At 64.5% G+C, this 25,772-nt stretch carries 25 protein-coding genes; 9 read left to right on the top strand and 16 right to left on the bottom strand.

Annotation, left to right across the window (positions count from 1 at the left end; translation table 11 throughout):
* Positions 1-308: 308 nt before the first annotated feature.
* Positions 309-1,868 (bottom strand): Do family serine endopeptidase, encoded by a 1,560-nt coding sequence (locus tag ACWGS9_RS25480; RefSeq protein WP_454507847.1) that lies wholly within the window; start codon positions 1,866-1,868, stop codon positions 309-311.
* A gap of 208 nt (positions 1,869-2,076) precedes the next feature.
* On the opposite strand from ACWGS9_RS25480, the gene ACWGS9_RS25475 reads away from it, so the two are divergent.
* The gene (locus tag ACWGS9_RS25475; protein WP_454507846.1) at positions 2,077-2,205 is read left to right on the top strand and encodes a hypothetical protein; all 129 of its coding nucleotides are present in this window, start codon (positions 2,077-2,079) and stop codon (positions 2,203-2,205) included.
* 141 nt (positions 2,206-2,346) lie between these two features.
* On the opposite strand, the gene ACWGS9_RS25470 is transcribed toward ACWGS9_RS25475, so the two are convergent.
* The 8 genes from ACWGS9_RS25470 to ACWGS9_RS25435 all read right to left on the bottom strand — a co-directional run bounded on the left by ACWGS9_RS25470 (position 2,347) and on the right by ACWGS9_RS25435 (position 9,541).
* Positions 2,347-2,811: a cytochrome c-type biogenesis protein gene (locus ACWGS9_RS25470; protein WP_454507845.1), complete on the bottom strand. Its 465-nt coding sequence runs from the start codon at positions 2,809-2,811 to the stop codon at positions 2,347-2,349.
* Entirely contained in the window at positions 2,808-4,790 is a 1,983-nt protein-coding gene (locus ACWGS9_RS25465) for a heme lyase CcmF/NrfE family subunit (protein ID WP_454507844.1), read from the bottom strand. Before ACWGS9_RS25465 ends, ACWGS9_RS25470 begins: the two co-directional genes overlap by 4 nt.
* The gene (gene ccmE / locus ACWGS9_RS25460; RefSeq protein WP_454507843.1) at positions 4,790-5,230 is read right to left on the bottom strand and encodes a cytochrome c maturation protein CcmE; all 441 of its coding nucleotides are present in this window, start codon (positions 5,228-5,230) and stop codon (positions 4,790-4,792) included. Before ccmE ends, ACWGS9_RS25465 begins: the two co-directional genes overlap by 1 nt.
* A 4-nt stretch (positions 5,231-5,234) precedes the next feature.
* Positions 5,235-6,371 carry a c-type cytochrome biogenesis protein CcmI gene (gene ccmI, locus ACWGS9_RS25455; protein ID WP_454507842.1) on the bottom strand — a complete coding sequence of 379 codons (1,137 nt, stop codon included), beginning with the start codon at positions 6,369-6,371 and terminating at the stop codon, positions 5,235-5,237.
* A 130-nt stretch (positions 6,372-6,501) separates the two neighbouring features.
* Complete coding sequence (locus ACWGS9_RS25450; protein WP_454507841.1) at positions 6,502-6,939, bottom strand: hypothetical protein; 438 nt, start codon at positions 6,937-6,939, stop codon at positions 6,502-6,504.
* 164 nt (positions 6,940-7,103) lie between these two features.
* Positions 7,104-8,492, bottom strand: coding sequence for an ATP-binding protein (locus ACWGS9_RS25445; RefSeq protein WP_454507840.1), 1,389 nt, complete (start codon positions 8,490-8,492; stop codon positions 7,104-7,106).
* Positions 8,493-8,514: 22 nt separating this feature from the next.
* On the bottom strand, positions 8,515-9,180 hold the full coding sequence (locus ACWGS9_RS25440; RefSeq protein WP_454507839.1) for a response regulator transcription factor: 666 nt from the start codon (positions 9,178-9,180) through the stop codon (positions 8,515-8,517).
* Positions 9,181-9,241: 61 nt separating this feature from the next.
* On the bottom strand, positions 9,242-9,541 hold the full coding sequence (locus tag ACWGS9_RS25435) for a hypothetical protein (protein ID WP_454507838.1): 300 nt from the start codon (positions 9,539-9,541) through the stop codon (positions 9,242-9,244).
* 223 nt (positions 9,542-9,764) lie between these two features.
* Between ACWGS9_RS25435 and ACWGS9_RS25430 the strand changes: the two genes are divergently transcribed.
* On the top strand, positions 9,765-10,151 hold the full coding sequence (locus tag ACWGS9_RS25430; RefSeq protein ID WP_454507837.1) for an ester cyclase: 387 nt from the start codon (positions 9,765-9,767) through the stop codon (positions 10,149-10,151).
* Positions 10,152-10,160: 9 nt separating this feature from the next.
* Here the strand turns inward: ACWGS9_RS25430 and ACWGS9_RS25425 are convergent, their stop codons facing one another.
* From ACWGS9_RS25425 to ACWGS9_RS25415, 3 genes are all read right to left on the bottom strand, one after another.
* A complete protein-coding gene (locus ACWGS9_RS25425) occupies positions 10,161-10,568 on the bottom strand; it encodes a DUF3168 domain-containing protein (RefSeq protein ID WP_320307614.1) in 408 nt (135 codons plus the stop codon).
* 138 nt (positions 10,569-10,706) lie between these two features.
* Positions 10,707-12,260 carry a trimethylamine methyltransferase family protein gene (locus tag ACWGS9_RS25420; RefSeq protein WP_454507836.1) on the bottom strand — a complete coding sequence of 518 codons (1,554 nt, stop codon included), beginning with the start codon at positions 12,258-12,260 and terminating at the stop codon, positions 10,707-10,709.
* A gap of 12 nt (positions 12,261-12,272) precedes the next feature.
* Entirely contained in the window at positions 12,273-14,681 is a 2,409-nt protein-coding gene (locus ACWGS9_RS25415) for a GcvT family protein (RefSeq protein ID WP_454507835.1), read from the bottom strand.
* Positions 14,682-14,791: 110 nt separating this feature from the next.
* On the opposite strand from ACWGS9_RS25415, the gene ACWGS9_RS25410 reads away from it, so the two are divergent.
* The 5 genes from ACWGS9_RS25410 (at position 14,792) to ACWGS9_RS25390 (ending at position 20,423) form a co-directional block, all read left to right on the top strand.
* Entirely contained in the window at positions 14,792-15,430 is a 639-nt protein-coding gene (locus ACWGS9_RS25410; protein WP_454507834.1) for a TetR/AcrR family transcriptional regulator, read from the top strand.
* 160 nt (positions 15,431-15,590) lie between these two features.
* Positions 15,591-17,747, top strand: coding sequence for a transglycosylase domain-containing protein (locus ACWGS9_RS25405; RefSeq protein WP_454507833.1), 2,157 nt, complete (start codon positions 15,591-15,593; stop codon positions 17,745-17,747).
* A gap of 80 nt (positions 17,748-17,827) precedes the next feature.
* Entirely contained in the window at positions 17,828-18,412 is a 585-nt protein-coding gene (locus ACWGS9_RS25400; RefSeq protein WP_454507832.1) for a DUF1214 domain-containing protein, read from the top strand.
* Positions 18,405-18,953 (top strand): DUF1254 domain-containing protein, encoded by a 549-nt coding sequence (locus ACWGS9_RS25395; RefSeq protein WP_454507831.1) that lies wholly within the window; start codon positions 18,405-18,407, stop codon positions 18,951-18,953. Before ACWGS9_RS25400 ends, ACWGS9_RS25395 begins: the two co-directional genes overlap by 8 nt.
* A 462-nt stretch (positions 18,954-19,415) precedes the next feature.
* Entirely contained in the window at positions 19,416-20,423 is a 1,008-nt protein-coding gene (locus ACWGS9_RS25390) for a hypothetical protein (RefSeq protein ID WP_454507855.1), read from the top strand.
* Positions 20,424-20,429: 6 nt separating this feature from the next.
* Here ACWGS9_RS25390 and ACWGS9_RS25385 read toward each other — a convergent pair whose 3' ends face one another.
* From ACWGS9_RS25385 to ACWGS9_RS25375, 3 genes are all read right to left on the bottom strand, one after another.
* Positions 20,430-20,777 (bottom strand): DUF1491 family protein, encoded by a 348-nt coding sequence (locus ACWGS9_RS25385; RefSeq protein ID WP_454507830.1) that lies wholly within the window; start codon positions 20,775-20,777, stop codon positions 20,430-20,432.
* Between the two features lie 154 nt (positions 20,778-20,931).
* The gene (locus tag ACWGS9_RS25380) at positions 20,932-21,723 is read right to left on the bottom strand and encodes a peptidoglycan-binding domain-containing protein (protein WP_454507829.1); all 792 of its coding nucleotides are present in this window, start codon (positions 21,721-21,723) and stop codon (positions 20,932-20,934) included.
* Entirely contained in the window at positions 21,698-23,434 is a 1,737-nt protein-coding gene (locus ACWGS9_RS25375) for a sensor histidine kinase (protein WP_454507828.1), read from the bottom strand. Before ACWGS9_RS25375 ends, ACWGS9_RS25380 begins: the two co-directional genes overlap by 26 nt.
* Positions 23,435-23,990: 556 nt before the next feature.
* On the opposite strand from ACWGS9_RS25375, the gene ACWGS9_RS25370 reads away from it, so the two are divergent.
* Both ACWGS9_RS25370 and ACWGS9_RS25365 read left to right on the top strand, forming a co-directional pair.
* Positions 23,991-24,383, top strand: coding sequence for a DUF5330 domain-containing protein (locus tag ACWGS9_RS25370; protein WP_454507827.1), 393 nt, complete (start codon positions 23,991-23,993; stop codon positions 24,381-24,383).
* 159 nt (positions 24,384-24,542) lie between these two features.
* Positions 24,543-24,971 carry a SufE family protein gene (locus tag ACWGS9_RS25365; RefSeq protein WP_454507826.1) on the top strand — a complete coding sequence of 143 codons (429 nt, stop codon included), beginning with the start codon at positions 24,543-24,545 and terminating at the stop codon, positions 24,969-24,971.
* A gap of 155 nt (positions 24,972-25,126) precedes the next feature.
* On the opposite strand, the gene ACWGS9_RS25360 is transcribed toward ACWGS9_RS25365, so the two are convergent.
* Complete coding sequence (locus ACWGS9_RS25360) at positions 25,127-25,552, bottom strand: Ros/MucR family transcriptional regulator (RefSeq protein ID WP_027164827.1); 426 nt, start codon at positions 25,550-25,552, stop codon at positions 25,127-25,129.
* Positions 25,553-25,772: the final 220 nt, after the last annotated feature.

The raw sequence follows: 25,772 nt of genomic DNA, 5'->3' as shown, positions 1-25,772 counted from the left end.
TGCCCACTTTTGGGCGACATGCATTTCGTTCCGCATGTCGTGATCCCAAAACCGGTGCCCACTTTTGGGCGACATGCATTTCGTTCCGCATGTCGTGATCCCAAAACCGGTGCCCACTTTTGGGCGACATGCGATAAAGCGGCAGCGGATGATGGGAAACCCGCTGCCGCCAGGAGCGAAACACGGTGACTGACTTACGTGCTCGGCCCATGCTTTCCCGGCGGCGGCTCGGGGTGTTGATACCGCCGCAGGGAAAAGCTGAAAGTTTTTAGCGGCGCATGATCCCTTTCGGGGTCATGCGCGCGATGTCAGCCTTTGCCGACCGGGAGCGCCACGAAGCGGTTCGAGTCGTCGCGGGTGATCTGCATCAGCACGGCCTTGCGGCCGGCCTTGGCGGCATCCGTCATCGCCCGTGACACGTCGTCCGTGGTGTTCACATCGTTCGAGTTGATCGAGGTGATGACGTCGCCGGGCTGGATGCCGCGGTCGGCCGCGTCGCTGTCGGGATCGACATCGGTGACCACGAGGCCCTTGCCGTTTTCCGCCTTGGTGACGGTGAGGCCGAGAGTGGCAAGCGTGTCGGCCTTGGCGGCGGGCGCCGACTGCTTGTGGTTGTCGTCGTTCGAGGCCTGTTTGTCGCTTGCCGGCAGCGTGCCGAGATCGACCTTGACCGTCTCGCCCTTGCCGTTGCGCCAGACGGTGAGATCGACCGATTTGCCCGGCGCGAATGCGCCGATCATGCGGGCGAGCTCCTTCGGCGAGGCGACATCCTTGCCGTCGACCTGGGAGATGACGTCACCGGCGACGATGCCCGCCTTCTTGCCCGGGCCGGCATCCTGGGCGCTTGAGACCAGCGCGCCCTTGTCCGACTTCAGGCCGAGCGACTCGGCGATGTCGGAGGTGACCGGCTGGATCTCGACCCCGAGCCAGCCGCGCTGGACCGAACCGCTCTTCATCAGGTCCTGGACGACCTGCTTGGCGGTCGAGGCCGGGATGTCGAAGGCAATGCCGACGCTGCCGCCCGACGGCGAGAAGATGGCGGTGTTGATGCCGATCACCTGGCCGTTGAGATTGAAGGTCGGGCCACCCGAATTGCCGCGGTTGACCGAAGCGTCGATCTGCAGGAAGTCGTCATAGGGGCCGGCGCCGATGTCACGGCCACGGGCCGAGACAATGCCGGCGGTGACGGTGCCGCCGAGACCGAACGGATTGCCGACGGCAACCACCCAGTCGCCGATGCGGACTTTTGAATCGTCGGCGAAGTCGACATAGGTGAACTTGCTGCCGCCGCCATCGACCTTCAGCACGGCGAGATCGGTGCGCGGATCGGTGCCGATCAGCTTGGCGTCGAGCTCCTTGCCGTCATTGGTGACGACGCTGAAATCCGAGCCTTCCGAGACCACGTGGTTGTTGGTGACCAAGTAGCCGTCCTCGGAGATGAAGAAGCCCGAGCCCTGCGCCACCGGACGCGGCTGGCCATTGCCATGGTCGCGGTGGTTGAAGTGGCGCTGGCCGAACTGGCCGCCCTGACCCTGATCGCCAAAGCCGCGGAACTGCTTGAAGAATTGGCGCAGTTGCGGATTGTCGGGCATGTTGTCGAAGCCATCCTGGTCGCCGGACCCGTCGTCGGCCGTCGGCTGGATCTTGGCCTTGACCTTGACGCTGACCACCGCCGGCGAGACATGCTCGACGACATCGGCGAAGCTCGGCACCTGCGGGGCTTCGACGCGCACGGCATCAGCGAGGACCGGCGCGGTGCCGGTGGCAAGCGCGCCCGCGCCCACAGCACCAATAACGGCAAGGGACGCTGCCGCCGCCATCAGGCGCTTTCGGGTGCTGGAAGAAAATGAATTGGGGGCATTATTCATGGGGTTTCTTATCCTCTATCGAAGCGGATGCGCTCAGGCGAAGCATCCTCGGGCAAGAGGATTAGAGAGCCGCACATTACGGCGCCATTTCCGGTACATGAAAGTTTTGTAATGTTGGCAATCGACGACGATGATGGGATCACGAGGTTTCAAAATGAACACAGGCCATACCAACCGAATTCGAGTCTCAGTCGATAGGGAGACCAAGATGATCCAAGGCATCAAGCGCGGAATATCCGATGCAAAGGCAGGCCGTTTGGTAACTCACGAAGCGGCAATGACGGAAATTGACGCGGTGATCGAGGCCGTGGAGGCCGAGCCAACAGGCAAGATGTGAGGTATGCCGCGCTCGAAGGCTTAGCGGAAGCACCCGCGACGTCGTCATCCCAGGGTCTCCGCAACGGAGCTTCGCTCCTGCTTCGCCCTGGGATGACGACGGCACAAGCGCTTCGATAACCTCCGAGGTCCGAGACCTGTGTCAGTCACGCAGCATCTTATCCAGCACGGCCTGCTCCTCGGCGCTCAGAGTGCTCTCCGATGCCGGGCGGCGCGAGCGGGCGCTGATGATAATGAACAGGCCGCCGGCCAGAAGCAGGAGCACTGGCGTGCCCCACAGAAGCGCGTTGCGCAGACTGAAGCGCGGCTTGAGCAGCACGAACTCGCCGTAGCGCGAGACGATATAATCCATCACCTGCTGGTCGGTGTCGCCGGCGGCGAGGCGCTGGCGCACGAGGATGCGCAGGTCGCGGGCAAGGTCGGCGTCGGATTCGTCGATCGACTGGTTCTGGCAGACCATGCAGCGCAGGCCTTCCGAGAGCACACGCGCCCTCGCCTCCAATGCCGGGTCCTGCAACACTTCGTCGGGCTTCACCGCCTGTGCCGCGCCGGCAAAGACCAGAACCAGCAGCAGAACCAGCGAGGCGAGTGAAAATCCTGCCCTCATGTCGGGCTCGCCAACGCTACCGCCGGCTTGCGCCGCTTTGCCGGCGCCCCGACGCGCAGGCGGCGGTCGAGCAGCGACATGGCCGCGCCCGCCATCATCACCAGGCCGCCGCCCCAGATCAGCGTCACCAGCGGCTTCCACCACAGGCGCACGACGACGGAGCCGTCCTTGTTCTCGTCGCCGAGCGACAGATAAAGCTGGCTCAAGCCAAGCGTCCTGATGCCGGACTCGGTCGTGACCGTCTGCCGCACCGGATAGAAGCGTTTTGCCGAGGTGATTTCGCCAGCCGCGTTGCCATCTGAGATCAGCAGGAAGCGGCCTCGATCCTCGGTGAAGTTCGGGCCTTTCTGCGGAAGGAGTCCCTCGAAGCGCAGCGTGTGGCCGGAAAGCTCCACCGTCTCGCCAGGGCGCATCGAGAGGATTTTTTCGGTGCCGAAGCAAAGCGTGCCGACGATGCCGAGCAAGGTCAGACCAAGGCCGAGATGGGCCAAGGCCGTGCCGAAGACCGAGCGCGGCAGGCCGGCGAAGCGGCGCAGCATGACGGCCGGCGCCACGGAACCGACGCCGGATTTGACGGCAAGATCGGTCAGCGCACCGGCGACCAGCCAGACGGCAAGGCCGACGCCAAGTGCTGCAAACACCGAGGCGCCGTTGACGAACAGGCCGGTGACCAGCATCGCGCCGAGCGCCAGCGCGAAGGCCGCCATCAGCCGCTGCGAGGCGGCAATGACGTCGCCGCGCTTCCAGGCGAGCAGCGGGCCGAACGGCACGATGGCGAGCAGCGGCAGCATAAGCGGGCCGAAGGTCAGGTCGAAGAAAGGCGCGCCGACCGAGATCTTGCCGCCGGTCAGCGCCTCCAGCGCCAGCGGATAGAGCGTGCCGACCAGCACCGTTGCGGTGGCGGTGGTGAGGAAAAGGTTGTTCAGCACCACCGCGCCTTCGCGCGAGATCGGGTGGAACAGGCCGCCCGCCGTCAGCCGTGACGCACGCAGCGCAAACAGCGCCAGCGAGCCACCAATGAACAGCGTCAGGATGCACAGGATGAAGACGCCGCGCGCCGGATCGGTGGCGAAGGCATGCACGGAGGTCAGCACGCCGGAACGCACCAGGAAGGTGCCGAGCAGCGACAGCGAGAAAGTGAGGATGGCCAGCAGCAGCGTCCAGATCTTCAACGCCGAGCGCTTTTCCATGACGATGGCCGAATGGAGGAGCGCGGTGCCGGCGAGCCAGGGCATGAAGGAGGCGTTCTCGACCGGATCCCAGAACCAGAAGCCGCCCCAGCCGAGCTCGTAATAGGCCCAGTAGGAGCCCATGGCGATGCCGCCGGTCAAAAACATCCAGGCGACCAGCGTCCACGGCCGCACCCAGCGCGCCCAGGAGGCGTCGATGCGGCCTTCGATCAGCGCCGCGACCGAGAAGGAGAAGCAGATCGAAAAGCCGACATAGCCGAGATAGAGCAGCGGCGGATGGATGGCGAGGCCGAGGTCCTGCAGGACCGGGTTGAGGTCGCGCCCCTCGATCGGCGCCGGATTGAGGCGGATGAAGGGGTTGGACGTCGCCAGGATGAACAGGAAGAAGGCGGCGCCGATCATGCCTTGTACGGCCAGCACATTGGCCTTGAGCGTCGCCGGCAAGTTGTTGCCTAAGACGGCGACGAGCGCGCCGAAGAAGGTCAGGATCAACACCCAGAGCAGCATCGAGCCTTCGTGGTTTCCCCAGGTGCCGGTGATCTTGTAGATCATCGGCTGCAGGGAGTGCGAGTTCTCCCACACGCTTGCCACCGAGAAGTCCGAGCCGGCATAGGCGCTCGCCAAAGCGGCAAAGGACAGGGCGGTCAGCGCGAAGCCGGTGACCGTGACCGGACCGCCGACCGCCATCAGCCGCTCGTTTCCGGTGCGGGCGCCGACCAGCGGCACCAGCATCTGCACCAGCGACAGCGCGAAGGCCAGGACGAGGGCGAAATGTCCGATCTCAACCATCAATTGGTGCTTTCCTGCCAGACACCCTTGGCCTTCAGCCCGTCGGCGACTTCCTTGGGCATGTAACGCTCGTCATGCTTGGCCAAAACGCTGTCGGCGACGAAGACGCCGTCGGGGCCGAAGGCGCCCTCGGTGATGACGCCCTGCTCCTCGCGGAACAGATCGGGCAGGATGCCGGTATAGGTGACCTTGACCGACTTCTGCGTGTCGGTGACCGAGAAGGCGACAGTGGCGCCCTGCCCGCGCACGATGGTGCCCTTCTCGACGAGACCGCCGAGCCGGATCCGCTGACCGGGCGGCACGCTTGCGGCGGCGAGATCGGCCGGCATGTAGAAATAGGAGGCCTTCTGGCCGAGCGCATAGAAGGTGAGGCCGGCAGCGGCGCCGAGGAACGCCAGCCCCGCCAGGATCACCGATAGTCGCTTCTGCTTGCGCGTCATCGCCTTACTCCGTCGCCGTCACGCCGAGCGAGGCGGCGAAGGCGGTGAATTTCTTGGCTTGTTCGCTGTCCGCCCCAAAGGCGGCGACAGCACGGCCGAGCGCGTCGCGCGCCTGATCGGCCTTGCCGAGCACGACATAGGAACGAATGAGACGCATCCATCCTTCCTCGTCGCGAGGGTTCTGCTTCAATTTGTCGTCGAGCCCGGCGACCATGGTCTCGATCATCGCCTGCCGGTCCTGCGGCGACATCTGCTGCGCGGCTTCCACCTGTTGCGCATCCGGCCCGTTTGCCGACGTGCCCGCAGCGATCGCCGGCGCGCCCGCCTCGCCAAGCGCCTGCTGGACGGCATTGCGCCATGGCGAATCCGGCGCGAGCTGGCCGAGCATCTTTTGCCAGGCGGCAACAGCCTCGGCCTTCCTGCCTTCCTGCGCAAGGCCGACCGCCAGGTAGAAATTCGCCTTGGCGTTGGCCGGATCGAGCTTCAGGGCCGCCTCGAAGGCGCTTTGGGCGTCGGCCGAAACGATGCCGCCGGCGGCGCTGGCGATCGCCTCGCCGAGGCCCGACTGGCGCACCGCGCTGTCGCCGTCGAGGCGAATGGCGTTGCGATAGGCGGTCACCGCGTCCGGGAAGCGCTGCAGGCGAAGATAGATCGGCGCCAGTACGTCCCAACCCTTGCCGTCCGACGGATTGGCGGCAAGATGCGCCTCGGCGCGCGCGACCAGCTCGTCGACCGAGGAATCGGCCGGGTTCTTGGCGAGACGTTCGGCCAGCGGCTGCGAAGGCAGGTCGGGAGAGCCGAGCATGTCGTAAAGCCCCCAGCTCAGCAGGGGAACGGCAAGCACGGCCACGCTGGCGACCAGTCTGGCGCTGCGCGAGGTCGATGCGTTGGCGGAGCCCGACTGAACGGCGGCACCGAGACGCAGGATGCGGCGGCCGATCTCGGCACGCGCCTCTTCGGCCTCCCCCGGCTGGATGAGGCCGCGCGCCACGTCGCGGTCGAGCTCGGAAAGCTGGTCGCGATAGACTTCGAGATCGTGATCGCCGGCCGGCGACGCGCCCTTCATGCCGCCGGTAAGCGGCAACAGCACCGCCAGGCTGGCGCCCAGCGTGAGGATTGCGGCTATGACCCAGAACAGCATGGCTCTTCCAATAAAGGCAGAGCCCCGCCCTGCCAACACAAGCGTGCTGCGACGCTTTGACGGCAGATCGGCCGCCTGACTTTGATCGACGTCAATCTAACCGAATAATATGGCTGGTCCGGGTCCTTTTCTAAGTCAGCGGCGTCCAGCTGCCGTCGGCATTGCGGCAGGCGGTGCCGCGCGCGGTGACACCCGCGCCGCTGGTGTAGACGGTGTGGGTGTACTGGCGGCAATCCTGCGAGCCGACACGGTAAGGCTGGGCGGCGACGACCTCGCCATAATGGGAGGCGTTGTCGCTCTTCCACGTCACCTTCTGGCCGCTGGTGTTGTATTCCAGCGCCTTGTACTCTGCCTCCAGCCCCTTGCGCTTTTCGGCATCGCTCAGGCCCGAGCCGATCGATCCGCCGATAAGCCCGCCATTCATGGCCGAGACGATGCCGGTCGACACCTTGCCGCCGGTAGGCGGCGTGGAAACGGGCGTGACCGGAGAGCCTGGCCCGCTCCTGCCCAGCGTCGTGCAGCCGGAAACGGCGAGCAGGGCGGAAACGAGCGCGACGCGGATCTTCATGCCAACAACCGGTTCTCTTGAGCGGGATGAGCTTCTTGAGCGAAATGCACTTATTGAGTGAGATGGATTGGGGGCCGCGCGATCGGGGAGGATATTGAGCCCATAGTATTGATATTTGTCGGAAATTTGGCCGTCAGCTGCTGCACGCAAATCGATAAAAAACATCAGTGAAGGCTCCGCAATCTCACCACCGCCCTCAGGCCGCCCATGCCGGACCGTTCCAGCGCCAACGAGCCTCCATACTCGTTGACGAGGTCGGCGACAATGGCCAGCCCGAGCCCTGTTCCGGGCTTGGTCTCGTCGAGTCTTTTGCCACGCTTCAACACTTCCCGCGCGCTGTCCTCGGGAATACCGGGGCCATCGTCCTCTATAACGATTTCGAACAGGTTGCTCATTCCCGGCGAGAGCGCGACCGAAACGGCGACGGCGCTCTTTGCCCATTTCATCGCATTGTCGAGCAGATTGCCGAGCAATTCCTCCAGGTCCTCGCGCTCGCCGGCAAAAACGATCTCGGCCGGCGGCAGCGACAGCATCAGCCCAGTTTGCGGGTTGAGTTTCCGCAGCACGCGCACCATGCGTTCGACCAGCGGCGAAACCGGGGTGCGGAAGACGACGCTGTCGCGCTGCGCGGCGACGCGCGCGCGCTGCAGATAATGATCGACCTGCTTCTGCATCGAGGCGGCCTGGTCGGCGATCAACTGGCCCTTGGCGCCGCCAAGCGCGCGGCCCTCATTGATCAGCACGGCGAGCGGCGTCTTCAGCGAATGGGCAAGGTTGCCGACCTGGGTGCGCGAGCGTTCGACGATGCGCCGGTTGTTCTCGATCAGCGCATTGGTCTCGTTGGCCAGCGGTTCGATCTCGGCCGGGAAGCTGCCGTCGAGGCGTTGCGCCGTGCCTTCGCGCACCATGGCGAGCGCATTGCGGACCCGGCGCAAGGGCTGCAGGCCGAGCAGGATGGCGATGGCGTTGATGGCGATCATGCCGGCGCCGAACAGCGAGAGATAAGTGAGCAGGCGGCGCTGGAAGCTCGCGATCTCCTGCTCGAGCTCGCTGTGGTTGCCCATGACGCGGAAACGGGCGGCGCGGTTCTTGGCATCGAGCACGAACTCGCTCTCGAAGACCTCGAGCTGCTCGCCCTTGATGCCATTGGTCGAATAGCTGCGCTGGAAGTTCGCATTGAAAGGAACCTCGGCGACACTTGGCGAGAGGACCGAGGTCGTCATCGAGGAGGAATGGATTTCGCCGTGGACGCCCTCCGAGGCCGGTTCCGCGGACCAATACCAACCGGAATTCGGCTGGGAAAAGCGCAGGTCGCCGAGGTCGGGCGAGCCGGTGAGCGCGCCATTGTCGGAAATGCCGACGGAACCGATCAGGTTGAACAGATGCGCCGAAAGCAGGCTGTCGAAGCCGCGTTCGCTGGCCTGGCGGTAAAGCGTAGTGATGAGGGTGAAGATGACGACCAGCGTCAGGATCGCCCAGATGGTCGAAAAGCCGATGACGCGAAAGGTCAGCGAGCGCGGCCAGAGCCGCAGCCTCGAAAGCCGCGTTCTCATGGTTGACTTCACCGGTTCCGCGTTACGCCTCCGGCTCACGCATGCGATAGCCCATGCCACGCACGGTTTCGATCATGTCGATGCCCATCTTCTTGCGAAGCCGGCCGACAAACACCTCAATGGTGTTGGAATCGCGGTCGAAATCCTGGTCGTAGAGATGCTCGACCAGCTCGGTGCGCGACACCACCTCGCCCATATGGTGCATCAGATAGGCGAGCAAACGGAACTCGTGCGAGGTGAGCTTGAGCGGCACGCCGTTGACATCGGCCTTGGACGCCTTGGTGTCGAGGCGCAGCCGCCCGCAGGTGAGTTCCGACGATGCATGGCCCGCCGCGCGGCGGATCAGCGCCCGCACCCTCGCCAGCACTTCCTCGATGTGGAAGGGTTTGGTCACATAGTCATCGGCGCCGGCGTCGATGCCGGCCACCTTGTCGCTCCAGCGGTCGCGCGCGGTCAGGATCAGCACCGGCATCTTACGGGCGCCGCGGCGCCAGCGCTCGACCACGCTGATCCCGTCCATCTGCGGCAGGCCGATATCGAGGACGACGGCATCGTAAGGTTCGGTGTCGCCGAGGAAGTGCCCCTCCTCGCCGTCATAGGCGCGGTCGACGACATAGCCGGCATCGACCAGCGCATCGGCCAACTGCCGGTTGAGATCCTTGTCATCCTCGACGACGAGCACGCGCATGGTTCGAAGCCTGTTGAGAGAGAGGTATAGGCCGATTCCGCCGGCCTGGGAAACGAGAGGCTCAGCCCATCGGGACAACGATTTCCGAGCGGCGCGGACGCTGGCCGTCCTTGCCCGGGACGAGCACGACGATGACGCAGACCTGCTGGCCGCCCCGCGTCGACTGCGACGCCTTGGCCAGCGTGCCGCCATTCTGCGCGGCGACCTGCTGGCCGATCGCATAGCAATCACCGGCGGCGAGCACGACCGGCTGATCGACCGACGGCTCGATGACCGGCAGGGCGATAGCCTGCGACGCAAAGAGGCCGGCTGCGGCAAGCGCCAGCACTGCTTTGCGGAGATGGGTGCCAAGGTTTTTCATGATCACGGTTCTAACGCATACGGGCTGAACGTGAAATGAACGGTGAACAACCGAAAATCCATGTCCGGCATACCCACTGCGCGAGTGTCGATGCCGTGGCTCCCTCAAGCCCGACTTCGAATTCATAGCCGGAAAATCAGTCGATCCGCTACGCTTTTTGGATGCGGTTTCTGCGCCCTGCACTAGCTAGTGCAGATCGGCCCGCTGACCATAGGAGCATGCGATGACGCGCGAAGATATTGCCGATCTCTACCGGGGCTACGTCGCCTGCCTGAACGACCAGGACTGGGACAATCTCAGCCGCTTCGTCGGCGAGGAGGTGCAGTATAATGGCGAGACGATCGGGCTTTCGGGCTATCGGCGCATGCTGGAAGGCGATTTCGAGGCCATTCCCGACCTGCGCTTCAACATCGAGCTTCTGATCTCGGGGCCGCCGCGCGTGGCGGCGCGCCTGCATTTCGACTGCCGGCCCAAGGGCGTGCTGTTCGGCTTGCCGGTCAACGGCAAGCGGGTCTCTTTCGCCGAGAACGTTTTCTACGAGTTCCGCGACGGCCGCATAAGCGAGGTCTGGTCGGTCATCGACAAAGCCGCCATCCAGGCGCAGCTTTAGGCGTCAGTCTCAGGCGGCTTCCTGTGTCAGCGCGCGAAAGCGCAGCAGGCCGTGATGGACCGCGAGGTCCTCATCATAGCGTGCTTCGGCGAATTCCAGCGACAGGCGAGTCTGGCCGCGCGATCCGATGGAGAACGCCGCGCCATCGAGGCGCGCCGTGATGCTGTCCATGATGAGGCGTGTCTCGGCCTCGCCTTGAGCCTTCGACCAGACGTGCAAGGTGACCAGCTGGTCGCTGTCGTCGTCGGCGCCGGTCTCGAGGTCGAAAGCGCTGGTACGGCCGTAGGTGACGTTCGGAAAGGCGGCTTTGTCGTTCGCCTGCTCGAGCAGGCCGACGCCGCCGAGCAGCGCCGACAGCGACGCATCGGTCTTCAGCCTCAGGAACAAGGCCTGCATCAAATCGCCAGGCGCCGTCATCTACCGTCCATCGCCAACACATGTCTCCGCACCGCTGCCCGGCAACGTAGCCGCGCTCGCGATCCGATGCCAGATCACGAATCGTCTTAACTATAACGTGAATGGCGAAGGTCTCGAATTTATTACGTTTTCGTCAAATTATGAGACCGGCGCCGCGCCGCCTTGCTCGGTGCGCCGCGCGATGAACTCGTCGAGCACGCCCGCGGTGGCGGCAGCAGCAGGCGGCGGCTGGAAATCGGCGAGAATCCGCTTCCAGATGCCGGTAGCACGCTCCGTCGCCGTCTTGCCGCCGGACTGCGTCCAATTGCCGAAATTCGACCAGTCGGCCACCAGCGGCTCGTAGAAGGCGGTGCGGTAGCGCGCCATGGTGTGGGCGGCCGAGAAGAAGTGGCCGCCCGGCTGCACTTCGGCGATGGCCTCGAAGCCGATAGCGTCCGCATCGCCGGGCGTTTGCTGGCAAAGCTCGGCGACGGTCTGCAGCGCCTCGATGTCGGTGATCAGCTTTTCCAGCGAGACGCTCAGGCCGCCTTCCAGCCAGCCGGCGGAGTGGATGCAGACAGTGGCGCCCGCAAGCACCGAGCCCCATAGCGCGAACTGCGTCTCGTGGGCTGCCTGCGCGTCGGAAATGTTGGCGGCGCTGCCGCCGCCGGAGCGCCAGGGCAGACCGGTGTAGCGGGCCAGTTGACCCGCTCCAAGCGTCGCCTTGATGTGTTCCGGCGTGCCGAAGGCCGGAGCGCCCGACTTCATGTCGACATTGGACGAGAAGGAGCCATAGACCACCGGCGCGCCGGGCCGCACGATCTGGGCGAGCGTCAGGCCGGCCAGCGCCTCGGCATGCTGCAGGGTCAACGCGCCGGCGACCGTGATCGGCGCCATCGCGCCGGCCAGGCAGAAGGGCGTGATGACCAGAACCTGGCCGGCCTTGGCAAAGTCGATGATGCCTTGCGCCATCGGAATATCGAGCTGGCGCGGCGAGTTGGTGTTGATGACGGTGTAGCAATAGGCGCCGGCGCGGAACTGGTCCTGCGAAAGGCCGCGTGCCAGACGGATCATCTCGAAACCGTCCTCGACTTGCGGCGTGCCGCGCGCGAAGACGAAGGGGAACTTGTCCGACAGTGTCAGCTGTGCCCGGTTGACGGCATAGTGGCGGAAGCGGTTGTCGATGTCCTGCGGCTCGACGCAGGGGCCAAGCATATGCAGCACGTCGAAATGCTGGATCAGCTTGATGAACTCTTCGAAGGCGGCGAACGTTCCCGGCCGGCGGCCGCGCTCGAGGTCGGTGACGTTGGGGGCGCCGGAGCCGGCAAGGAAGGTCATGGTGCCGAGTTCGAGCATGAGATCGCGGGAACGGTCACCGCCAAGGGCGGGAATCGAGCGCGGCGCCGAGGCAAGTGCGGCCTCGACCATGTCTCGGCCGATCTTCACCATCTGGCTGTCTTCGTCGACCAACGCACCCGCTTTGGCGTAGATCGCACGCGCCGCGGGCAGCAGCACCTTGATGCCGAGCTCCTCCAGCACACGCAGCGCGGTATTGTGGATGGCCGCGACCTGGTCGTCGGAAAAGATCGGCTGCGGCAGGAAGGGGTTCTTCAGCGACCGGTAGTTCGGGTGCCGGCTAGACTCGCTGCCTGCCTCGCCGGTGCGACCCCGCCGACGTTCGCGCCTGAGATCACGTGCGGCCTCGTCAATCATGGCAGTTCCTCCTCATTGCCGCATCGCCTTGCCTTGCGCGTCGTAGGGCGAGGCCGCGATGACGCGCGCCGGTCGTTCGACCCCGACAATGTGTACGGAAAGTTGTGTCCCCTCCCCGGCGAATTCGTCATCGACCAACGCCAGGGCGACGCTCTTGCCGAGCGTGTAGCCATAGCCGCCGGAGGTGACGAAGCCGACGCGCCGGCCCTCGTGCCAGACCGGTTCGAAGCCGCTGGCATCGGCGTCGACGGCATCCACTTCCAGAGTCACGATGCGCCGCGAGACACCGGCCTCGCGCTCTTCGAGCGCCGCTTGGCGGCCGACGAAATCGCCCTTGTCGAAAGCGATGAAGCGGTCGAGCCCGGTCTGGCCAGGCGTGTAGCCCTGGGTGAATTCGCGCGACCAGATGCCGAAACTCTTTTCCAGCCGCAGCGAATTCAGCGCGTAGTAACCGATCTCGGCAAGACCGAGATCCTCGCCGGCGGCAAGCAGCGTATCACGCAGGGTCGCATGCAGGGTGGCCGGGCAGTTGATCTCGAAGCCGAGTTCGCCGGCGATGGACAGCCGTGCCACCCGGGCGCGCACCATGCCGATGTCGAACGCTGCGCAGGCCATGAAGGGAAAGGCTTTGGCCGAGACGTCCTGATGCGTGGTGCGTTCGACGATCTTCCTTGCATTCGGGCCGGTGACGAGGAAACCGGATACGGCATCGGAAATGTCGGTGACGGCGACGCCATGCGTCAGATGCGCCTCGAACCAGCGCATGTGGAATTCGCGCAAATAGTAGGAACCCATGATCCAGTACTCGCCGCCCCAGTTGAGCACGGTGAGATCGCCCTTCAGCCGGCCGTCAGACCCAAGCATCGGCGCAAGCCGGGCGCGCCCCGGCTTCGGCAGCCGGCAGGCGAGCAGCCGGTCGAGCCAGGCCTCCGCTCCCGGGCCTGACACGACGTAGCGCGAGAAGGCCGTGGTATCGACAAGGCCGGCGGCGCGGCGGACCTGCAGCACCTCGTCGCCGACGATGTCGAAAGCGTTGGAGCGCTTCAGCGTCGTTTCCTCGCGAAAGCCCATCGGCGCGAAATAGGCCGGGATTTCCAGTCCCCACGATGCCGTCCATTCGCAGCCGGCGGCCGTCATGCCGTCATAGGCGCCGGGCCGCTTCAAGGGCCGGCCGGCCGGTAGACGCTCATTGGGGAAGGTCATGACGAAGCGGCGCGCGTAGAACTGGCGTGTGGTTTGCCTGAGATATTCGCGGTTGGCGGCAAAGCCGCCGTAGCGGGCGACGTCCATACCGAAGATATCGGCTTCCGGCTCGCCATGGATCATCCATTCGGCCAGCGACTTGCCGACGCCGCCGCCCTGGCTGAAGCCGGCCATGACGCCGCAGGCGACCCAGTAATTGCGCAGCCCCCTGACGGGGCCGACCAGCGGATTGCCGTCCGGCGTGAAGGTGAAGGCGCCGTTGACCCATTTGCGGATGCCGGCGGTGGCCAGGCATGGGAAGCGTTCATAGGCCTTGGCAAGCTCCGGGCTGATGCGGTCGATATCCTCCGGGATCAATTCGATGCCGTAATCCCAGGGCGCGCCGTCCATGTTCCAGTGTTTCGGGTTCAGCTCGTAGACGCCGAGCAGGATGCCTTTGCGCTCCTGCCTGAGATACGAAAAGCCGTCCAGATCGACGACGACGCCGATCTCCTTGTCGAGCGCGGCGATCTCGGGAATATCCTCGGTGACGAAGTAATGGTGCTCCATCGGCGTCACCGGCAGGTCGACGCCGGCCATCAGCCCGACCTGCTTGGCCCAGAGGCCGCCGGCATTGACGACGTGCTCGGCAATTATGGTGCCCTTCTCGGTGACGACATCCCAGGCGCCGTCGGCACGCTGCCTCAACTCGACGACACGGTTGCGCAGGATGACATCGGCGCCGCGTTTCCTCGCCGCGCCCGCATAAGCGTGCGTGGTGCCGTAGGGATCAAGATGGCCCTCGTTGGAATCGTAGAGCCCGCCGAGCACACCGCTGACATCGGCGATCGGGCAGATTTCCCTGATCTCGTCGGGAGTGACCAGCCGCGCCGTCTCGATGCCGACCGACTGGAACACAGCCCAGGCCGATTTCAGCCATTCCCAGCGCTGCGGGTCGCTCGCCATGTTGACGCCGCCGGTCATGTGCAGCCCGGCATTCTGGCCGGACTCGGCCTCGATCTCGCGGTAGAGCCGGATGGTATAGTCCTGCAGCGCCGCGACATTGGGGTCGGCGTTGAGCGCATGGAAGCCGGCCGCCGCATGCCAGGTCGAGCCGGCCGTCAGTTCGGCGCGCTCGATCAGCGCCACGTCGCTCCAGCCGAAACGCGTCAGGTGATAGAGCACCGAGGCGCCGACCACGCCTCCCCCGATGACGACCGCGCGATAATGCGACTTCACGAGCCTCTCCCTCTCGTTGGAAGCCGTACGATACATAGTCTGGACATATGTGTCTAGACACTTATGTCCAGAGCTTGCTTACCGCTCCACGTCGTGCCACTTGTTCGGTCATGATCATGACCAATCGCCAGGACGAGCCGGCGCCCGGCAATTTCAAGGTGACCCGCGCGGACTGGATCAACCTGGCGCTGCAGACGCTGATTTCCGACGGCATCGAGAGCGTGCGGGTGCTTACGCTGGGACAGAAGCTCGGCGTGTCGCGCTCGAGCTTCTACTGGTATTTCGAAAGCCGGCAGGATCTGCTCGACCAGTTGCTCAAGCACTGGCAGGACACCAACACCAAGGCGATCGTCGAGCGCGCGCGCCGGCCGGCCGAGACCATCATCATGGGCGTGATGAACGTGTTCGAATGCTGGGCCGACGAGCGCCTGTTCGATCCGCGCCTCGATTTCGCCATCCGCGAATGGGCCCGGCGCTCGGCCGACGTGCGGCGCGTCATCGACCGGGCCGACGAGGAGCGCCTTCTCGCCATCCGCGACATGTACCGGCGGCACGGCTATGACGGCGAGGACGCCTTCATCCGCGCCCGCGTCCTCTATTACATGCAGATCGGCTATTACGTGCTCGACCTCAAGGAACCGGTCGAGGCGCGGGTCAGCCATCTCGCCGCCTATCTGCGCTCCTTCACCGGCCTGGAACCGAGCGAGGCGGATGTGGCGCATTTCATGCGCTTCATCGCGGCGCGGTGATATCGCAACGTGCAATCAACCTTAGCGTTCAACAAAGCTTGTGCTGTGGCTTCGCTGCCCTTGTGAGCGGTGATAAAATGGTCGAATAGTTTGACAGGGTGCCACCTGAAACTGCCCACATGCTGTTTTCAGGCGAAAGCGCGTTGGGGCGGAAGTCGGAATGGCAAGTCCTTCGAAACCACGCAAGAGAAGAGGCCGGATCGCTTCGGCGCTGCTCGGCCTCGATGCGTGGCTCGATTCCTCGCTCTACGAGATCGGTTTCAAGGCGCGCGAATTCTGGGAAGCGGCGACCATCTTTTCCCGCCGTTTCCGGGTGCATGGCTGGCGCCGCGCCATCATCGAGGTATTGAGCGAAGGTTTCACCATGGGCGCCGGCGGCGTCGTGGTGCTGCTCGCGCTCGCCATGCCTGCCTTCGACATCACAACCGGCGACTGGCGCAACCAGGGCGACTTCGCCGTCACCTTCCTCGACCGGTACGGCAACGAGATCGGCCAGCGCGGCATCATCCAGCGCGATTCCGTGCCGGTCGACGAGATGCCGGACATCGTCATCAAGGCGGTGCTGGCGACCGAGGACCGGCGTTTCTTCGACCATTACGGCATCGACGTCCTCGGCCTGTCGCGCGCGGTCTTCGAGAATGTGCGCGCCAATTCGGTGGTCCAGGGCGGCTCCAGCATCACGCAGCAGCTCGCCAAGAACCTGTTCCTTTCCAATGAGCGCACCCTCGAGCGGAAGATCAAAGAAGCCTTCCTGTCGCTGTGGCTGGAAGCGAACCTGTCCAAGAAGGAGATCCTGCAGCTCTATCTCGACCGCGCCTATATGGGCGGCGGCACGTTCGGCATCGAGGCGGCTGCGGATTTCTATTTCGGCAAGAGCGTCAAGGACCTGAGCCTGGCCGAAGCGGCGATGCTGGCCGGCCTGTTCAAGGCGCCGACCAAATACGCCCCGCATATCAACCTGCCCGCGGCGCGCGCGCGCGCCAATGTGGTGCTGTCCAACCTCGTCGACGCCGGCTTCATGACCGAAGGCCAGGTGCTGCAGGCGCGGCTGCATCCGGCCGACGTCGTCGACCGCGGCGAGCAGAAGAGCCCGGATTACTTCCTCGACTGGGCCTTCGACGAGGTCAAGAAGATCGCCAAGCCCGGCCAGCACTCGCTGGTGGCCCACACCACCTTCGACGCCAACATCCAGAAGGCGGCCGAGGAGTCGGTCGAGTTCCACCTTCGCCAGTTCGGCAAGGAGTACAACGTCACCGAAGGCGCGGTGGTGGTGATCGAGACCAACGGCGCGGTGCGTGCCATCGTCGGCGGCCGCGACTATGGCGCCAGCCAGTTCAACCGCGCCACCAAGGCGCTGCGCCAGACCGGTTCATCCTTCAAGCCCTATGTCTATGCCACCGCGATGGAGCACGGCTTCACCCCGGATTCGGTCGTTTCCGGCGGCGCGGTCAGCTGGGGCAGCTGGTCGCCTCACAACTACAGCGGCGGGTCGGCCGGCAATGTCACGCTGCTCACGGCGATCGCCAAGTCGATCAACACAGTGCCGGTACGGCTCGCGAAAGACTATCTCGGCATCGGTCCAATCAAGGCGATGGCCGAATCGATGGGTGTCGAATCGCCGCTGGAATCGCACAAGACCATGGTGCTCGGCACATCGGGCATGACGGTGATGGACCAGGCGACCGGCTACAGCGTCTTTGCCCAGAACGGTTTCGTCGGCTCACGCCATGGTATCACCCAGCTGGTCACCCGCACCGGCGAGGTCGTCTATGACTGGACCAAGGACGCGCCGCCGCCGCACCGCGTGCTGTCGGAAAAGGCGCTGAAATACATGAACACCATGCTGGCGGCGGTGCCGGTGATCGGCACCGCCCGGCGCGCTCAGCTTCCCAACATCGTCGTCGCCGGCAAGACCGGCACGACGCAATCCTACCGCGATGCCTGGTTCGTCGGCTTTACCGGCAACTACACGGCCGCCGTCTGGCTCGGCAATGACGACTTTACAGCGACCAACAAGATGACCGGCGGCACGCTGCCGGCAATGGTCTGGCAGCGGCTGATGGTCTATGCGCACCAGAATATCGACCTGAAGCCGATCCCCGGCATCGATCATCCATGGGTCGATCCGGAGGTCGCGGCCAAGGCGGAGGAGGCGGCGAAGAAAGAAGCCGACGCCACGGCGGCGCAGGTCGAGGCCGAACGCCCGCCGGTGCTTTCCAGCCGCACCACCCAGACGTTGAGGGAAATGACCAACGCGTTCCAGGCCGCGCCTGTGCTCGATGCGCCCGCCTTGCCGGAGACGCTTTCGGCGCTTTAGGACCGCGCTGGCGCAAAGCCGGCTTGCCACAGCACCCCGCGCCGCGATATCCCGGGCAACCTCCTCTGTTTGCGGCTCTCATGCTCAAGAACGCCATCCTGACGCTGCTTTCGCTTGCCATAGCCATCGGGCTTGGCGGCTACAGCGTCTGGTACGCGCTCAACGCGCAGGATGGCGTCGGCGCGATCCGCATCGGCCAATGGACCGCCTTCCCCGAAGTCGGGACCTTAGCCGCCGACCCCTACTCCAAGGCGCGCGTGGCGCGCGAGGGCGTGCTGGCGCTCGGCCAGGCCGAGGGGCTTGCCTTCGTCGCCGAGCGCGACGATGCCGGCCAGCCGCTGAAACGCGAATGCGCCTACACGATCGCGGGCGGTTTTCCGACCGCCCGCTTCTGGACGCTCTATGCCGCCGACCAATCGCTTGGCGTGATCGAGACCGGCAAGTCGAGGCGGTCGGCGCTGCAGTCCTACGAAATGCTGCGCCAGCCGGACAATTCCGTCGTCGTCTCCGTCGGCAACCGCCCGGCCCCGGGCAACTGGCTGCTCACCGGCGGCTCCGGCAAGATGTATTTCGTGCTGACCTTCTACGACACGCCGATCGCCTCGAGCACCGGCCTCTCCGACGTGACGCTGCCGCGCATCCTGAAGGCGGGCTGCAATGCGTAGCCTGCTGCACGCCCTGATCCTCGGCATCCTCGGCGCCGGCATCGTGCATATCGTCGTGCTGTTGCTGGTGCCGGAATTTTCCGAGCGCGATGCCTGGTCGCGGCTGGCGATGGCCTCCGACCTCTACAGGATGACGCGGCTAGACGCCGAAGCCGGCGGCGCGCCGGTGGTGAAGTCGGTCGACCCGCTGTTTTATGCCGCCGCCTGCCGCTTCGACCTCGCCGACGGGCTGGTGCGGATCAAGGCGCCCGGCGACGTGCCGTTCTGGTCGGCCTCGGTCTACGACCGCAACGGCCACAACATCTATTCCTTCAACGACCACAACGCCAATGGCGAAAAGCTCGACGCGGTGGTGCTGACGCCGGCGCAGATGATCGATGTGCGGCGCGACCTTCCGGAGGATCTGCAGGGCGCGATCTTTGTCGAGGCGCCGATCGAGGAAGGCATTTTCGTCGTCCGCGCCTTCGTGCCGGACGAGAGCTGGAAGCCGATCGTGTCACGCTTCCTGGAGCAGAGCGCCTGCGAATTGCAGGAGTACTAGCGCAAGCAATTCCGGGAAAAGCGTGAAACAGTTGGGCTCGGCGAGTTCGCCGTAACCTTCCGTCCGGAATTGCGCCAACGTCTATCAGTGATGTGGCGTGGAAGGTGGCGGCGAGCCGGGCTTGTCGGGACTGCCGGGCTGAGCCTGACTGGCCTGCGGACGCAATTCGTAGCGGACGCCGGGGAAAATGATGACCGCCGCCGCCGTAGTGGTGTCGTGACTTGCTCGATTTACAGGTGCCGCTCGCGGCACAAAAGACAGGACCATGCCCATGGTTCGCGCATTCCTCTCGGTTTCCCCGGAGCACAACGCAACGCCTCCAAAGTTGATTAAGAGGCGTAGAGGGTTAACGTAGCGCTAACGGATCGCGGCTAATTTGATGTTTGTTTTTCCTGGAGTTGCGAAACCAGCCCGGCTGGATTGCGCGGTTCAGGATTGTGTCGAGTGTCGGGCGTATCCTCCGTGTCATCTTCGGATTTCAGGCAAATCGCTATCCGGACCGAAGCTGGAAAGGCCGAAAGGCTATTCCGCGCCGCCGTGTCGGCCTTCTGCTCGCTGACGCGCCCCTCGCGCCGCGAGATCGCCCAGCTCGAGGATCTGACCCTGCCGCTGTTCGACGAGGTCTCGGTCGAATCGCGCCGCTATGTCGCCGCTGCCCTATCCGAGTGCGAATATGCGCCGACCGCGCTGGTACGTCGGCTGGCCGAAGAACCGGTCGAGATCGCAGCACCCCTGCTCACACGCTCAAACGCGCTGAGGGACATCGACCTCATCGCGCTGATCGGCCGGCACGGGCTGCCGCACGCACGCGCCATCGCGCGCCGCAAGGAGCTCAACACGACGATCGCCGATCTGATCCGCGCGCTGGAAAGGCCGACGCTGGTCAAGACGCGGCCCCCGGAGACGGTCACCAGGCTTGCGCCGAAACCAGAGCCCGTGGCCAAGGCGGACACCGGCCGTGCCGCGCCCGGCGAAGCGGCGGAGAATGCGCGGCGCCGGCTGCGTTCGATGATGCGCCCTGCCGGTGACGGTGCCGGCGTCAACACCTTCCTCGGCCAGCCGGCCTATGTGAAGCTGCGCGAGACGGCGCTGACCGGCAATGCGGCCTTCTTCCAGACCGCCCTTGCCGACGCGCTGGAGATCGACTTCGCGACTGCCCGATCGGTAACCGGGCAGTCAAGCTATGCCGCATTGCTTGCGGCGCTGCGCGCCCTCGATCTCAGCGAAGACAGGGCCTTTCTCATCGCGGTCGCGGTCTATCCCGGCGAGTTTCCGCATCCGCAGGCGATCCGCCTGTTCCTCGACCGCTACCGGCTGCTGCATCGCGAGGCGGCGCTCGACAAGGTACGCGCCTGGAAGACCGAGACTCTTTCCCGGGCGATCCGCGGCAATGCTTCCGATACGGCAAATGCCGAGCGCCTCGAAGCCTCGAACGGCGATCAAGCGGCCGCCGGCCTCAAGGCGTCCTAAGCCGGTCTACTCCGTCTTCACCGAAAGAAGCTCCTCGACCGGAACAGTTCCGGCCTCGATCTCCACCACCCAGATGTCGGGATCGAATTTCTTCTCCCGTTCCAATCGCGCATCGAACGCCGAGCCGTCCTCACCGGTATCGAGCAAGGTGAAGAAGCGCTCATCGGGCTTGGCCGAATCGTAGCTCGTCTGCGGCGCCGGTCCGTAGAGAGCCACCTCCCCCATCCGGCCGCGCGACAGAACGAAAACCGCGCCCGCCTCGGTGGCGCCACGCTTGACCACGGCCGCGAAACCGCTGGCGCCGAACACGCGGCGCACGAGGGCCGAAACCCAGAGATCGGTGGTTACGCGCATGAAACGTATCCGGGTAGCACAAGGCTGTTTAGCGGGATTCAGCTACGCTCGCGAGGGAGGATAACGTCAAAAAACTGGAGGTTCGTCGAGCGCCTTTTTGCGTAATCTGAAGGCCGAACGTATAGCACAACAATAACCAGTATTTGCGAATGCTTCAGTTCGTCAGGCCGATCTCGCGCATCTTGACGTAGACCGCCTCGTCCGGCTCGCCGGTCTCGGGCAGGCCGAACAGCGCCTGGAATTCCTTGATCGCGGATTTGGTGCGGGCGCCGACCTTGCCGTCGAGCTGCATGTCATTATTGCCGAAGGCCTTGAGGCCGGCCTGGATCTTGACGATGCGGGCGTCGGGAGACTGCGTGGCGCCATCTGCCGGGGCGGAGACCGGGATCACCGGCGGTTTGGCGGCGGAAGCGTTGGCGGCGACATCGGCTGGCCGTGGCATCGGATGGGGAATGGCCGCCGTCGTCTGGCGCGCACCAAGCTGATCGAGCAGTGCTCCGTCGATCTCTCCCGATCCCGGCAGCCCCACTTTCAGCTGATAGGCCTGGATGGCCTTGCGGGTGGCCGGGCCCGTCAAGCCGTCGACCGTGCCGTCATAGAAGTTGAGATCCTTCAAAATGCCCTGCACCTGCTGGACAACCGGATCCGGCTTGACGGCCGGCTGGGTCGGTGCCTGGCGCACGATGTTGATGGTCGTTTCCGGTTCGTTGGAGACGGTATGCGGGAAATTCTCGATGCTCCGGGTGGCGAAGAAGGCGCTGGTATGCGGAAAAGGCTGATACCAGAGCGCATTGGCCGAGACGTAGAACAGCGTCACCAGGAAGGCGGTCGAACCGCCGACCAGAACCGGATTGCTTGCGATCAGTTGACCGACGGCAGCCGCGCCCTCGGCAAAGACGCCGCGCTCGGGTTCGACCACCTTAGGCCGTTTTGCGGAGCGAGCCATTCCTCTCCCCATCTGCATCCCCCTTCGGCTTCGCCGCCGGCATGGCCAGCACACCGGAAGGCGCACCGGAACGCCGCTTCGGCCCGTTCACCGGCAGGCCGATCGTCACCGTGGTGCCCTCACCCGGCGCGCTCTCGATCGACATCGTGCCCTCGTGCAGCGCCACCAGGCCCTTGACCAGCGACAGGCCGAGCCCGGTTCCCTCGAAACGGCGCGTGTAATCATTCTGGATCTGCATGAACGGCTTGCCGAGATTGGCCATGTCCTCCTCGGCGATGCCGATGCCGGTGTCGCTCACCCAGAAATGCAGGCGCGAGCCGACGCGCTTGGCGCCGATCACCACTGAGCCGCCATCGGGCGTGAACTTCACGGCGTTCGAAGCGAGATTGATCAGGATCTGCTGCACCGCGCGGCGGTCGGCATTGATCTCGCCGGTATCCGGCGCGATCTGCGTGGCAAGAATTATGCCCTTGGCGTCGGCCAGCGGCCGCATCATCGAGCGGCACATGTCGACGGCCTCGACGAAGCGGAACGGCTCCAGCTCGGTCGCGTAGGCGCCCGCCTCGATGCGCGAGACATCGAGGATCGATGTGACGACGGACAGAAGATGCTGGCCCGACTCCCTGACCAGGCCGACATATTCCTTCTGGCGCGGATCCTTGAAGGCGCCGAACATCTCATGCAGCAGCATGTCGGAAAAGCCGATGATGGCGTTGAGCGGCGTGCGCAGCTCATGGCTGACCACCGCCAGGAAGCGGCCCTTGGCCACTTCGGCGGCTGCAGCCGCCTCCCTGGCGCCCGCAAGCTCCTCGCGCAGCGCAGCGACGCCGTCGTTCTCGCGCAGGACCACGGTGAATACGTCGCAGTCGGCTTCGCCGCGCATCAGTTCGAGGCTGAACGGACGGAAATTGTCGGCCGCGCCCGAACCTTCGCGCGGCAAGCGGATGCGCAGCTCAAGCCGGCGCTTCGGCGCACCCTCGCGCATATCGGCCAAGGCGGTGAGATAGGCGACGCGGTCGGAAAGATGGACGCGGTCGAACATGCCGGTGCCGAGCAGGAGCTCGGGCGCCAATTTCAGGATCGAGCGCGCCTTCGCGGACGCGTCGAGCACTTCGCCCTGCCGCCCGACGCGCAGCACGACGGCGTCGATGACGTCCTCGAGACGATCGGCGGCGGGTTCCGCCAGCTGCAAGCTGGCCGGATTGGCGAAGGCGGCGGCACGCGGCAGCAGCGTCAGCACCCAGGCGAGCGGCAGCAGCCAATGCCAGGCGGCGATTTCGCCAAGCGGCAGGACATGGCCGGCAAAGGGCTGGAGCACGATAGCGGCAAGCGCCGCCAGGGCGCTCGACAACGCGGCGCGCCGCGCCCCGGAGACCCACCAGGTTTCAACCGGCAATGCGACGGCAAGCAGCGCGACCGGCGAGGCCAAGCCGCCCGCCGCGGCAATAGCGCCGGCAAGGGCAAGGCCGCCCAACACGACCGCCATGCGGCCGGCGAGCGCCATGTGGCCGGTGGCCGCCACCAGAAGCGCAGAGAACCAGCACAGGCCGAAAGCAGCGAAGATCGCGGCTATGGTGACAGCCGCGCCGTGGCTCGACGTGACCAGCGTGACCGCAGCACCGGCAGCGAGGAAGGGAGCCGCAAGCATGACGCCGATGAAGCGGCGCTGGCGCAGGCGCTCTGCCTCACCCGTCACTGTCGGGTGAACCATGCGTTCGCAGCCAGCGGCAACCGCGCCAGGCAATTGAACGTATCTGGCTGAAATAGAACTCAACGCACGCGTACCCGGTCGCAAAAAACGCCCTGCCTGGCAGGTGACTCAATCAATTGGCTTGAAACTCGCATCCAGCGTTTAAGGAATGGATAAGGCTGACGGAGCCGGCGACCCGCCCAAGGCAAATATTGTGATGCCGGCGCCGCAAAGCACGCCGAGTTGGCGCCATGGTAAACGGCGGGTTAGCCGCGAGGCCTGTGCCAAAACGGGCCGAAACTTGATCCGGCTAACCACCATAGAAGATAAAGTCGTTTAATAACAATATGATATATGGTTATCATAAAGTTAATGCGACCGATGAGATTCGAGGCAAGTCGATGTCAAAATCAATCCTTTCGAATTTGCCTAAAATTTGCGGAAAATTCGCGGCTTCGATGCAAGCCGTCCTTTGCGTGACCGTGCCACTATCGTGCCCATAAAAGAGGTCATGCCTATGGATGCATGATCCGTCACGGATGGATGCATCATCCATCCCGGATGAGAGGCAAGTAAGATGGGCTTTCTGATCAGGATGGCTTTCTGGTTTTCGCTGGTGCTGCTCGCGCTGCCGCTCGGCGTTGGCCCGGGTGAAGACGGCCAGCAGAGCGTCGGGCCGATCCAGGCGCTGTTTGCGGCACGCGAGGCGGTCGGCGACATTGCCGGGCTGTGCGAGCGCAAGCCCGATGTCTGCGAGACCGGCAAATCGGCCATGTACACCATTACCGTTCGCGCCAAGGAAACGGCCAAGATCGCCGCGGCCATGATCGACGACCAGCAGTCCGGGCAGGCAGGCGCGCCCGAGACGAAGGTCGCGGATGGCTCCGTCACGACCACCGGCAGCGTCGCCGAGGACATCGTGCTGCCCGCCAAGGTCAACATCCCGGTGGCGTTGACGGCGAAGAACTGAGATCTCGTTCAGCCGTTCGCTCTGTCTCTTTTGGCGCAATTCCGGACGGAAAACCGTTTGACAATCGCTCTAACGCCGCGGGCCCGTCCGACCTCTCGACGCCCGCGGCGTCTTTCTTTTTCCGTGACGCGGCAGTGCCGGGCCACTATATGCAGGGCAATGACCACCCCGATCCAGACGATCCGCGACGACTTTTCCCTGCTCGACGAGTGGGAGGACCGTTATCGCTATGTGATCGAGCTCGGCGAAGGCCTGCCGCCTTTCCCTGAGGAGGAGCGCACGGCAACGAACAAGGTGCCTGGCTGCGTGAGCCAGGTGTGGCTCACCACCGAGCAGGGAGCGGGCGCCGACCCGGTGATCAGCTTCCAGGGCGATTCCGACGCCCATATCGTGCGCGGCCTCGTCGCCATCATGCTGGCACTGTTTTCAGGCCGGCAGGCAAGTGAAATCCGGAGCACCGACGCCGAAGCGACGCTGAAGGAGCTCGGCCTCGACGAACATCTGTCGCCGCAGCGCGCCAATGGCCTGCGCTCGATGGTCAAGCGCATCAAGCGCGACGCGGAAGCGGCGCTGAAGCAGACGGCCTGATCCGGGCCGACATCTCTTTGTTCTGACGCAATTCCGGATGGAATGGCTACGGCGAAGTCGCCGAGCCTAACCGCTATGCACTTTTCCTGGAATTGCTCCGGAAGCAAAACGGCGCCGCAAGGGCGCCGTCGAACTGCTTGAGGAACCGAGACCTATCAGCGACCCTTGCGCTTGCGGCCCAAACCCATCTTCTTGGCGAGCTGCGAACGGGCGGCCGCATAATTGGGGGCCACCATCGGGTAGTTGGCGTCCAGGCCCCACTTCTCACGGTATTCTTCCGGCGTGAGATTGTAGTGGGTCATCAGGTGCCGCTTCAGCGACTTGAACTTCTTCCCGTCCTCGAGACAGACGATGTAGTCGTCATGGACGGAGCGCTTCGGGTTGACGGCCGGCTTCTGCTTCTCGGCCGACGGCTGCTCCGGCGAGCCACCGACACGGCCCAACGCGGCGTGGACGTCGGCGATAAGGTTCGGCAGTTCCCCAACCGGCACCGGGTTGTTGCTGACATAGGCGGCGACGACATCGGCGGTCAGCTCGATCAGCGCATCACCGTTTTTCGAAGGTGTTTCGACGATTTCCATAGTGCTAAGGCCCCAACGAGAGTTGTTTCTAAAACTGTGCCCTTTTTTGCGGGATCGGGCATCGCGCGAATTTCATGCAGGAAAGGCCCCGCGATTCGCGTCGCTTATCTTAATGGCGCTGCATTGCAAGTAAGTCAATTCGCATACTGACTTATATTCGCCGATATTCATCAAATATTGCTGATTCAGCTTCAAAAATTCGTGCAAGGTGTAACTTCGC

This window comes from Mesorhizobium sp. Arg314, from assembly GCF_053714275.1.
This window is presented reverse-complemented; position numbering and strand designations above follow the sequence as displayed.